This is a genomic window from Sulfitobacter sp. HI0129 (assembly GCF_001635395.1).
GTDB lineage: Bacteria > Pseudomonadota > Alphaproteobacteria > Rhodobacterales > Rhodobacteraceae > Sulfitobacter.
In genome coordinates, this window is the sequence record NZ_LWGH01000930.1 from 1 (window position 1) to 11,593 (window position 11,593).

An 11,593-nucleotide genomic window follows, 5' to 3' on the forward strand; every position below is an offset into this window, starting at 1 on the left:
GGGTATCTTCTGGATGCTGGTGACCGGGGTCTGCTTTATCGCGGTCACGGCACTGGTCAAATACATGGGGCCGCGCCTCCCGGCGGCGGAGGCGGCGTTCCTGCGCTATGCCATGGGGCTGGTGTTTCTGCTGCCCGCCATCGGCAGCCTGAGGACCGCGGGCCTCAGCCGGCGGCAATGGGGCCTCTTCTCCCTGCGCGGCTTTTTTCATTCCCTGGGCGTGATCCTGTGGTTCTTCGCGATGACGCGCATTCCCATCGCGGAAGTCACCGCGATGAACTACCTCGCGCCCATCTACGTAACCCTCGGCGCCGCCGTGTTTCTGGGTGAAAAGCTGGCCGCGCGGCGGATCGCGGCGGTCTGCATGGGGCTTTTGGGGGCGGCGATCATCCTGCGCCCTGGTTTTCGGGAAGTCAGCATGGGGCATCTGGCGATGCTGCTTGCTGCCGTGGTCTTCGCCGGATCCTACCTCTTGGCGAAGGTGCTCGCGGATGAGGTGAAGCCCGCCGTAATTGTGGCGCTCCTGTCGGTTTTCGTGACGCTGGGCCTTGCCCCTTTCGCCGCGCCTGTATGGATTGCCCCCACGGTGACCGAAATCTTCATCCTCGCGGCAGTGGCCTTCTTTGCCACCGCGGGGCATTTCACCATGACGCTTGCCTTCGCGGCCGCACCGGTCACGGTGACCCAGCCCGTGACCTTCCTTCAGCTGCTCTGGGCGACGCTGTTGGGCGCGGTCGCCTTTGCCGAACCCGTCGATATCTGGGTGGTGCTGGGTGGGACCGTGATCCTAGCCTCTGTCACCTTCATCACATGGCGCGAAGCCATGCTGAACCGCCAGATCACCCCGCCGAGCCACGCCACGAAGGTCTGAGAGTTTCTTGATTGACGGGTCAATAAATGACCTAGTATCCTGAGGAGACCACAGCCGAAGGATCGAATCCCACATGCCGAAGGTCGGAATGGAACCCATTCGCCGGTCCGCGCTGGTCAAGGCGACCATCGCGGAAATCGGTGCGGCCCATTCGCTTGACGTGACCGTGGGACAGATCGCGCGCCGGGCCGGGATGTCCACGGCGCTGGCGCATCACTACTTCGGCGGCAAGGACCAGATCTTCCTCGCGGCCATGCGCCACATCCTGTCTGAATACGGGGCAGAGGTCCGCAGCCGCCTGAAAAAGGCGACCACCCCGCGCGACCGTGCGGCCGCGATCATTGAGGCGAGCTTCGATGAAACCTTTTTCGCCCCCGCCACGGTGAACGCATGGATGACGCTCTATGCCGCCTCGCGCACCAGTGATGAAACAAGGCGCCTGTTGCGGTGCTATCAACGGCGGCTGCGGTCCAACCTGACCCATTCGCTGCGCCCCATCAGCGATCAGCCCGAAGCGGATGCCGAAACGCTGGCCGCCCTGATCGACGGTCTTTACCTGCGCGCGGCCCTGTCCAATCGCGGCAGCGCAAAGGCTGCCTTGCAAAGTGCGCTGTCGACGCTTGATCTGTTGCTGAAGGCCCCCCGATGACCCGTCCGAATATCCTGATCCTGATGGTGGATCAGCTGAACGGCACCCTTTTTCCCGACGGGCCCGCCGATTGGCTGCATACGCCGAACCTGCGGGCGCTGGCCGAACGCTCCACCCGGTTCCGTAACGCCTATACCGCTTCGCCGCTCTGCGCGCCGGGGCGGGCGGCGTTCATGTCGGGGCAATTGCCTTCGGCCACCGGGGTCTATGACAACGCGGCGGAATTTGCCTCCTCCATCCCGACCTATGCCCATCACCTGCGCCGGGCGGGCTATCACACCTGCCTGTCGGGCAAGATGCATTTCGTCGGCCCCGATCAGCTTCATGGCTTCGAAGAGCGGCTGACCACCGACATCTACCCGGCCGATTTCGGCTGGACGCCGGATTACCGCAAGCCGGGCGAACGGATCGACTGGTGGTATCACAACATGGGGTCGGTCACCGGGTCGGGCGTGGCCGAGATTTCCAACCAGATGGATTACGACGATGAGGTCGCCTACCAGGCCAATCGCAAGATCTACGATCTGGCCCGCACGGCGGATGACCGGCCCTGGTGCCTGACCGTCAGCTTCACCCATCCGCATGATCCTTACGTGGCGCGGCGCAAATACTGGGACCTTTACGAGGGCTGCGAACATCTGCACCCGCAGGTGCCGGCCATCCCCTACGAAGACCAGGATCCCCATTCGCAACGGATCTTCGACGCGAACGACTGGCGCAGCTTCGACATCACACGAGAGGATATCGAACGGTCGCGCCGGGCCTATTTCGCCAATCTGTCCTATCTCGACGACAAGATCGGCGAATTGCTGCAAACGATGGAAGACACCCGGCAGGAAGCTATCGTCGTCTTCGTGTCGGACCACGGCGACATGCTGGGCGAACGCGGCCTGTGGTTCAAGATGTCCTTCTACGAAGGCTCGTCCCGCGTACCGCTGATGATCGCCGCCCCGCAGATGGAACCGGGGCTGCAGACCACAGCCGTCAGCACCATCGATCTTTGCCCGACGCTCTGCGAACTGGCGGGCGTTTCCATGGCGGAGGTCGCGGAATGGACCACGGGCACCTCGCTGGTGCCCATGGGGCAGGGGCAGGAACGGACCGAACCCGTGGCGATGGAATACGCCGCCGAAGCCTCCTATGCGCCCATGGTGTCGCTGCGCTACGGCAAATGGAAGTTCAACCGCTGCGCGCTCGACCCCGATCAGCTTTTCGATCTGGAGGCCGATCCGCATGAGCTGACCAACCTCGCCGAACATCCCGACCATCAGGGCACGCGCCAGACCCTGCGCGCCAAGTCCGAAGCACGCTGGGATCTCGATGCCTTCGATGCGGATGTGCGCAAGTCCCAGGCCCGCCGCTGGGTCGTCTACGAGGCCCTGCGCCAGGGCGGCTACTATCCGTGGGACCACCAGCCGCTGCGCCTCGCGTCCGAACAATACATGCGCAACCACATGGATCTGAACGTGCTGGAGGAAAGCAGGCGCTTCCCTCGCGGCGAATGATCCCTTCACCCTTTTGAAAATACTCCCGCCGGAGGCAGAAAGTTTTCCATGCCCTACGATACGCAACCCAAAGCCAGCCATTTCATCGACGGAGCCTATGTCGAGGATACCGAAGGCACGCCGATCGATGTGATCTATTCCGCGACCGGCGAAAAGATCGCGCAGGTCCATGCGGCCACGCCCGCCATCGTCGAACAGGCGATTGCTGCCGCGAAACGCGCCCAGCCCGAATGGGCCGCCATGTCGGGGACGGAGCGGGGCCGCATCCTGCGCCGCGCCGCGGATATCCTGCGGGAACGCAACCATGACCTGTCGGTGCTGGAAACCTACGACACCGGCAAACCCTATCAGGAAACATCCGTCGCCGATGCCACCAGCGGGGCGGATGCGCTCGAATATTTCGGCGGCATGGCCGCCACGCTCACGGGCGAGCATATCCAATTGGGTGAAAACTGGGTCTATACCCGGCGCGAACCCCTTGGCGTCTGCGTCGGCATCGGCGCATGGAATTATCCGACCCAGATCGCCTGCTGGAAAGGGGCGCCCGCGCTGGCCTGTGGCAATGCGATGATCTTCAAACCGTCCGAGACGACGCCGCTGAGCGCGCTCAAGGTGGCGGAGATCCTGCATGAGGCAGGTCTTCCGGCAGGGCTCTACAACGTGGTGCAGGGCATGGGCGAAGTAGGCTCCGCGCTGGTGACGGACCCGCGCGTGGACAAGGTGTCGCTGACCGGGTCGGTGCCCACGGGGCGCAAGGTCTATGCCGCCGCCGCCGAGGGGATCAAACATGTCACGATGGAACTTGGCGGCAAATCCCCCCTGATCGTCTTCGAAGACGCGGATATCGAAAATGCCATCGGCGGCGCGATCCTCGGTAACTTCTACAGTTCCGGTCAGGTCTGCTCCAACGGCACACGGGTCTTCGTGCATCGCGACATCAAGGAAAAGTTCCTGAGCCGTCTGGCGGAACGGCTGGACAAGGCGGTGATCGGGGATCCGATGGATCCCGATACCAGCTTCGGCCCGATGGTGTCCGAGCGGCAGATGCAGATCGCGCTCGACTACGTCGAAAAGGGCAAGGCCGAAGGCGCGCGGCTGGCCTATGGCGGGGCGCGGATCGACCGGGACGGGTTCTACATGCAGCCCACCGTTTTTGCCGATGTCACCGATGACATGGTCATCGCACGCGAAGAGATCTTCGGCCCCGTCATGGCGGTGCTCGATTTCGAGGACGAAGAAGAGGTGATCGCGCGCGCCAACGATACCGAATTCGGCCTCGCGGCGGGGGTCTTCACCAATGATCTGACGCGCGCGCACAGGGTCGCCGCGCGGTTCGAGGCGGGGACCTGCTACATCAACACCTATAACGACGCCCCGGTCGAGGCGCCATTCGGTGGCTCCAAGAATTCCGGTGTGGGTCGGGAAAACTCGAAGGCGGCGATCGAACATTATTCGCAGCTGAAGTCCGTCTTCGTGCGGATGGACGATGTCGAGGCACCGTTTTGATCCCCTGGCACTGGTCCATGGCCCCTGCGAAACAGATTCAAGAACGACCTGAAAGTAACTGAGATGAATGCGGAATTTGTTATCGTCGGCGCGGGGAGCGCTGGCTGTGCCATCGCCTATAGACTGGCCGAGGCCGGGCGGTCCGTCATCGTCATCGAACATGGGGGAACCGACATGGGCCCCTTCATCCAGATGCCCGCCGCGCTCAGCTACCCGATGAACATGCGCCGCTATGACTGGGGCTACAAGTCGGAGCCGGAGCCGAACCTCGGCAACCGTCAACTGGTCTGCCCGCGCGGCAAGGTCATTGGCGGGTCGTCGTCGATCAACGGCATGGTCTACGTGCGCGGCCATGCGAAGGATTTCGACCACTGGGAAGAGCAGGGCGCGCAGGGCTGGGCCTTTGCCGATGTACTGCCCTATTACAAGCGGATGGAGACATGGCACGACGGCGGCCATGGCGGCGACCCGGCGTGGCGCGGCACCGACGGGCCGCTGCACGTCAGCCGTGGCCCGCGGCAGAATCCGCTGTTCGATGCCTTCGTGCAGGCCGGAAGCCAGGCCGGTTACGAGGTGACGGAGGATTACAACGGTCAGAAACAGGAAGGCTTCGGCCCGATGGAACAGACCGTCTGGAACGGGCGGCGCTGGTCGGCGGCCAATGCCTATCTGCGGCCCGCGCAGCGCAGCGGCAACGTCAAGGTCATCCGCGCGCTGGCCCGCCGGGTGGTGATCGAGGACGGGCGCGCCACCGGTGTGGAGGTGTCCCGCGGTGGCGCGGTGGAGGTCATCCGGGCCGAGCGCGAAGTGGTGCTGGCGGCCTCGTCCATCAACTCGCCCAAGCTGCTCATGCTGTCGGGCATCGGTCCGGCGGCGCAGCTGGCGGAACACGGGATCGACGTGGTGGCCGACCGCCCCGGCGTGGGGGAGAACCTGCAAGACCATCTGGAGGTCTATATCCAGATGGCGGCCAGCCAGCCGATCACGCTCTACAAGCATTGGAACCTATTGTCGAAAGCCGTGATCGGCGCGCAATGGCTGTTCTTCAAGCGGGGCATGGGCGCGTCGAACCAGTTCGAGAGCGCGGCCTTCATCCGCTCGAAGCCCGGCGTGGAATATCCTGATATTCAATATCATTTCCTGCCGATCGCCGTGCGCTACGACGGGCAGGCCGCAGCCGAGGGCCATGGTTTCCAAGCCCATACCGGTCCGATGCGTTCCAAGTCGCGCGGCAATGTCACGCTGCGGTCCGCCGACCCGCTGGCCGATCCCCGCATCCGGTTCAACTACATGTCCCACCCCGATGACTGGGATGAATTCCGCACCTGCATCCGGCTGACCCGCGAGATCTTCGAGCAGGAGGCGTTCAAGCCTTTCGTGAAGCACGAGATCCAGCCCGGGGCGCATCTGCAATCGGATGATGAGATTGACAGCTTCATTCGCGAACACGCCGAAAGCGCCTATCACCCCTGTGGCACCTGCCGGATGGGCCGCGCGGATGATCCCGACGCCGTGGTGGACCCGGAGGCCCGGGTCATCGGTGTGGAGGGCTTGCGGGTGGCCGACAGCTCGATTTTCCCCCGCATCACCAATGGCAATCTCAATGCGCCATCGATCATGGTGGGCGAAAAGGTGAGCGATCATCTGCTCGGCAAGACGCCCTTGCCGCGGTCCAACGAGGAACCCTGGATGCATCCGAACTGGCAGGTGGCACAGCGCTAGGCGGCGTGTCCTCATCTTTTGTTAACCTTCGTTAACATTTTGCGTTGCCGCCTTTCCGGCGGCGGCGCATACTGCCTGTATGGGTGTCAGTTTATCACGGATTATTTCCGTATTATCAGTATCTTGGATACCGTTCTTCGCCCTTGCACAGCAGGGCGGAGTTCTGACCGGACCGGCGCGCGTTCTGGATGGCGATACCTTCGTCATCACCGATGTCCGCGTCCGCTCGCACGGGATCGACGCCCCCGAAAAGGATCAGCCCTGCACCACGCCCTCCGGCGCCACGCTGCAATGTGGCGCGGAAGTTACCCGCGAAGTGACGCGCCGCTATCAGGGGCAGATGCTGCGCTGCGAGGTGATCGAGCAGGACCGCTATGGCCGCAGCGTTGCCAAGTGCTATGACACCGATGGGGTGGATGTTGGGCGGACGCTCGTGCGGGACGGTCTTGCCTATGCCTTCCGCCGCTATTCCATGGACTACGATCTCGACGAAAAGGCCGCCTTTGTCGCGGGTGTCGGCCTGCACGGGGTGACGGCGGACCGGCCAGCGGCCTTCCGCCGCGCCGCGCGGGCAGAGGCAAAGCCTGTCCCGGCCCCGCCCGCCGGGGGGTGCGTGATCAAGGGCAACATCAACGGCAAGGGCGAACGTATCTACCATGTCCCGGGTCAGCGCGATTACGACAGGACCGCGATCAACACCGCAAAGGGCGAACGGTGGTTCTGCGATGCGGCCGCTGCGCGGGCGGCGGGCTGGCGCGCGGCGCGGCGCTGATCACTCCACTCGGTAGGGCAGCGTGTCGCGCCGGTTCGGATCGACCACGAGACGCCGCTCCAGCGGCGGGACGGAGCGTTGGTGGCAATCGCGCCGCTCGCAGATGCGGCAGGATATGCCGATGGGCTCAAAAGCTCCGTCGCGGCGCAGGTCCAGCCCGTCCGCATAGACCAGCGCACCCGCATGGCGCACCTCGCATCCCAGCGAGATGGCATAGCGCCGCACCGGCGCCCCGAAGCGGCCCGCGGGCTTCGTCACATCCCGCGCCAGGCTGATGTAGCGCACGCCATCGGGCGTTTCCGCCAGTTGCCGCAGGAAGCGGCCCGGGATTTCAAAGGCCCGGTGCACGTTCCACAGCGGGCAGGCGCCGCCGAAGCGCGCGAATTGAAGACGGGTCGCTGAATGGCGCTTGGTGATCGTGCCCGCCTGATCCACACGCACGAAGAAAAAGGGGATACCCTTGGCCCCCGGGCGCTGCAGCGTCGAAAGCCGGTGGGCGACCTGTTCGATGGAGGCGCCGAAATGGCTGCCCAGCACCTCCAGATCGTGGCGGCAGGCCCGCGCCTTTTCCAGAAACGCGCCATAGGGCAGCAGCGCCGCCCCGGCGAAATAATTGGCGAGGCCGATTTTCGCGATGTCCCGCGCCTCGGGGCTGTGAAAACGGGCTAGGTCCAGCGTTGCCTCGATCAGGTCGTTCTGCCGGGTCAGCGCCAGTTGCAGCAGGATCTGGAAGGTCTGGGAATCCGCCGGTGCGGTGCGCGATATGTGCAGCCTGCGGCTGTCGGGATCGAAATGGCGCAGCGTATCGGCATCTGTGAAAACGGTGGAAATGCCCGCTTGCTCCAGCGCGGCCACGGCCCGCTCGCGGATCGTGCCGCTTTGCGCATCGCGGGCGGCAAACCGTTCCGCCGCGCGGTCCACCGCGTCGATGTAATTGTCGCAATAGTGGAAGAAATCGCGCACCTCTTCCCATGGGCTGGGGGACACGCGGGCATCTTCGCGCCCCAGTGCTTCGTCCAGCGAGGCGAGGCGCTCGTGGGTCTGGCGGTACTGCTGGTGCAGCGCCAGCATGGCCCGGGCCAGCGCCGGCGCGTTGGAGGCCGCAAGCCGCACATCCGCCATGGGGGGCATCTGGCCCGCGAAGACCGGATCGGAGAGCACTTCGCGCAGGTCGCTGGCCAACCGCTCGCTGTCGCCCGAAGACAGTTCGGTCACGTCGAGCCCGAATTCGGAGGCAAGCGCCAGCACCACCGTCGTGCTGACGGGGCGGTTGTTGTTCTCCATCTGGTTCAGATAGGGCAGGGAAACGCCGAGCCGGGCGGCGAAATCCTTTTGCGTCAGATCGAGCCGCACGCGCAATTCGCGCAGCTTTGCCCCGGCGTAGAGCTTTTGCGTCGCCATGCTGTTCCGGCCTTTGCAGATTTGCAGTCAGGCGAACCTAGCTTTGCAAAACCCGGGGCGCAAGCCGGACCGGTCAGGCTGGGGGAGAGGATCAGATCCCCAGTTTGCGTTCCCGCCAGATGACGGTCCAGATCGCGCCGACACTGGCGATGCCGGTGATCAGCATGATCCAGAGCAGCGGATAGGCGCCCGTGCCGGGCTTCAGCAGCGCACCCGCCAGCACCGCGAGCCCCGCGCCCCCGCCGATCATGATCGACCCGCCCAAGCCAGAGGCGGTGCCCGCGAGGTGTGGGCGCACGGAAAGCATTCCCGCCGTGGCGTTTGGAATGCACAGCCCGTTGCCAAGGCCCACCAGCGTCATCAGCCCGAAGAAGGTCAGCGGCGTGCCGTAGCCCGCCATGAAGAGGAGCAGCGAAAGCGTCCCGCCCACCACGTTGGACACACAGCCCCAGAGCACCATGCGGTTGATCCCGAAGGTTGTGGCCAGCCGCGCGGTCAGGAAATTGCCGAAGAAATAGCCGATCGCCGGCGCGCCAAAGGCGAGACCCAGCCAGAAGGGCGACATGCCGAAGACCTCGCTCCCCACGAAGGGGGCACCGCCGAGGTAGGCGAAGAACGCCCCCGAGCAGAGCGCTGAGGCCATCGAATAGCCCCAGAACCGGGGTGAGCGGAAAAGTTCGGGATATTCGCGGAACTGCTCCATCAGCGTCTTGCCGGAATGGCGCGCGGTCTCTCCCTGATCGAACCAGCACAGAGCCATGATCGCGGCCCCGATCACGAACATCGCCCAGAATGTCGAGTGCCAGCCAAAGACCTCGTCCAGCGCGCCGCCGACGGCGGGGCTGATCATCGGCACAAGCGCCATCCCCATGGTCACATAGCCGATCATCGACGCTGCCCTGTCCTGTTCGTAAAGGTCGCGGATCACCGCACGGCTGAGCACCATGGCCACGGCCACGACCGCCTGCATCATCCGGAAGAGCAGAAAGATTTCCACGGTCGGCGCGAATATGCAGCCCAGCGTGGCAATGAGGAACAGCCCCAGCCCCCAGAGCATGACCGACCGGCGGCCAAGGTTGTCGCTGACCGGCCCGATGAAAAGCTGCACGATGGCACTGCACAGAAGATAGAGCGGCACAGAAAGCTGGATGACCCCGTAGGTCGTGCCGAAGTACTCTGCCATCTGCGGAAGGCTGGGCAGAAAGATATTCATCACCATCGCGGACATGCCTGCCAGCAGGATGAGCGTGGAAATGTGGGGGGGCGTGCTGCGGTCGAGCAACTGCACGCGGACAGGATTATTCATGCATATGCAAGTAGGCTGACCTCGCGGCCTTGTCCATCCGGCGGGAGAATACTTTGCTTATTTGCATTATTCGCAAATAGCAGTGGAAAGTTTTTGCAAATTTGCAAGTATCCCCTTTGGCCCGCCCGCGCCCTTGGGTAGAGTGCGCCGAAATGAACGGATGCGACAACAGGGGCGTGCGATGAAGGACATTCTGACAGAGCTTGAGAGCCGGCGCGCAGAGGCGCGTATGGGGGGTGGTCAGGCGCGGATCGACGCCCAGCACAAGCGCGGCAAGCTGACGGCGCGTGAACGGGTCGACCTGCTGCTGGACGAAGGCAGCTTCGAAGAATTCGACATGTTCGTCACCCATCGCTGCACCGACTTCGGGATGGAAAAGCAAAAGCCCGCGGGCGACGGGGTGGTGACCGGATGGGGCACGATCAACGGGCGTCTCGTCTATGTCTTCAGTCAGGATTTCACGGTCTTCGGCGGCTCGCTGTCGGAAACCCATGCCCAGAAGATCTGCAAGATCATGGATATGGCCGTGCAGAACGGCGCCCCGGTGATCGGCATCAACGATTCGGGCGGCGCGCGTATCCAGGAAGGGGTAGCAAGCCTTGCGGGCTATGCCGAAGTCTTCCAGCGCAACATCGAGGCGTCGGGCGTCATCCCGCAAATCAGCGTCATCATGGGCCCCTGCGCGGGCGGGGCGGTCTATTCGCCCGCGATGACCGATTTCATCTTCATGGTGAAGGACACTTCCTACATGTTCGTGACCGGCCCAGACGTGGTCAAGACCGTCACCAACGAGGTCGTCACCGCCGAGGAGCTTGGCGGGGCCAGCACCCATACCCGCAAATCGAGCGTGGCCGACGCGGCCTTCGAAAATGACGTCGAAGCGCTGGCCGAAGTGCGCCGGTTGGTGGATTTCCTGCCCGCGAACAACCGCGCCAAGCCCCCGGTGCGGCCCTTCTTCGACGACCCCGAGCGTATCGAGCCGTCGCTCGACACGTTGGTGCCGGCCAATGCGAACACGCCCTACGACATGAAGGAGCTGATCCTGAAGCTCGGGGACGAGGGCGATTTCTACGAGATCCAGGAAAACTTCGCCAAGAACATCGTGACCGGTTTCATCCGGATCGAAGGCCGCACCGTCGGCGTGGTGGCGAACCAGCCCATGGTGCTTGCGGGCTGCCTCGATATCGACAGTTCCCGCAAGGCGGCGCGTTTCGTGCGCTTTTGCGACGCTTTCGAAATCCCGATCCTGACGCTGGTGGACGTCCCAGGCTTTCTGCCCGGCACCAGCCAGGAATTCGGCGGCGTGATCAAACACGGGGCCAAGCTGCTCTTCGCCTATGGTGAGGCGACGGTGCCGATGGTGACGGTCATTACCCGCAAGGCCTACGGCGGTGCCTATGACGTGATGGCGTCCAAGCATCTGCGGTCCGACTTCAACTATGCCTGGCCCACCGCCGAAGTGGCCGTGATGGGCGCCAAGGGCGCGACGGAGATCATCCATCGCAAGGATCTGGGCGATGCGGAAAAGATCGCGCAGCACACGAAGGATTACGAAGACCGTTTCGCCAATCCCTTCGTCGCGGCGGAACGCGGCTTCATCGACGAGGTGATCCAGCCCCGCACCACCCGCAAGCGCGTCGCGCGTGCCTTTGCGTCCCTTCGGAACAAGAAGGTCCAGACGCCGTGGAAAAAGCACGACAACATCCCCCTCTGACCCCTCTGAGATCGCCTGCCCCATGCCCTTCCTTTCTGGAAATATCCTGCCACCCCGGGTCGAAACCCGGGGAACCGCCGGAACGCCTTTGGCGTTTCCCGGTAAAGGAGGATGTAATGGCAAAGAATCACGGAAGTTCGATCAAGG

At 63.8% G+C, this 11,593-nt stretch carries 9 protein-coding genes; 7 read left to right on the top strand and 2 right to left on the bottom strand.

Annotated features, from left to right (window positions below):
* The 6 genes from A3764_RS21005 to A3764_RS21030 all read left to right on the top strand — a co-directional run.
* On the top strand, nt 1-871 hold an 871-nt coding region (locus A3764_RS21005; RefSeq protein ID WP_236628280.1), incomplete at its 5' end, for a DMT family transporter.
* A 73-nt stretch (nt 872-944) separates the two neighbouring features.
* Complete coding sequence (gene betI, locus A3764_RS21010; RefSeq protein WP_067927288.1) at nt 945-1,520, top strand: choline-binding transcriptional repressor BetI; 576 nt, start codon at nt 945-947, stop codon at nt 1,518-1,520.
* Nucleotides 1,517-3,025 carry a choline-sulfatase gene (betC, locus tag A3764_RS21015; RefSeq protein WP_067927291.1) on the top strand — a complete coding sequence of 503 codons (1,509 nt, stop codon included), beginning with the start codon at nt 1,517-1,519 and terminating at the stop codon, nt 3,023-3,025. Before betI ends, betC begins: the two co-directional genes overlap by 4 nt.
* Before the next feature lie 48 nt (nt 3,026-3,073).
* Entirely contained in the window at nt 3,074-4,531 is a 1,458-nt protein-coding gene (gene betB, locus A3764_RS21020) for a betaine-aldehyde dehydrogenase (protein ID WP_067927294.1), read from the top strand.
* 63 nt (nt 4,532-4,594) lie between these two features.
* Entirely contained in the window at nt 4,595-6,253 is a 1,659-nt protein-coding gene (betA, locus tag A3764_RS21025) for a choline dehydrogenase (RefSeq protein WP_067927297.1), read from the top strand.
* A gap of 79 nt (nt 6,254-6,332) precedes the next feature.
* A complete protein-coding gene (locus A3764_RS21030) occupies nt 6,333-7,025 on the top strand; it encodes a thermonuclease family protein (RefSeq protein ID WP_067927300.1) in 693 nt (230 codons plus the stop codon).
* On the opposite strand, the gene A3764_RS21035 is transcribed toward A3764_RS21030, so the two are convergent.
* Together A3764_RS21035 and A3764_RS21040 are read right to left on the bottom strand one after the other, a co-directional pair.
* Nucleotides 7,026-8,426 (bottom strand): helix-turn-helix domain-containing protein, encoded by a 1,401-nt coding sequence (locus A3764_RS21035; protein ID WP_067927305.1) that lies wholly within the window; start codon nt 8,424-8,426, stop codon nt 7,026-7,028. It lies immediately after the preceding gene.
* Between the two features lie 91 nt (nt 8,427-8,517).
* Nucleotides 8,518-9,732: a multidrug effflux MFS transporter gene (locus tag A3764_RS21040; RefSeq protein WP_067927308.1), complete on the bottom strand. Its 1,215-nt coding sequence runs from the start codon at nt 9,730-9,732 to the stop codon at nt 8,518-8,520.
* 181 nt (nt 9,733-9,913) lie between these two features.
* Between A3764_RS21040 and A3764_RS21045 the strand changes: the two genes are divergently transcribed.
* Nucleotides 9,914-11,446, top strand: a complete 1,533-nt coding sequence (locus A3764_RS21045; RefSeq protein WP_067927311.1) for an acyl-CoA carboxylase subunit beta — start codon at nt 9,914-9,916, stop codon at nt 11,444-11,446.
* The last annotated feature ends 147 nt before the right edge of the window (nt 11,447-11,593 follow it).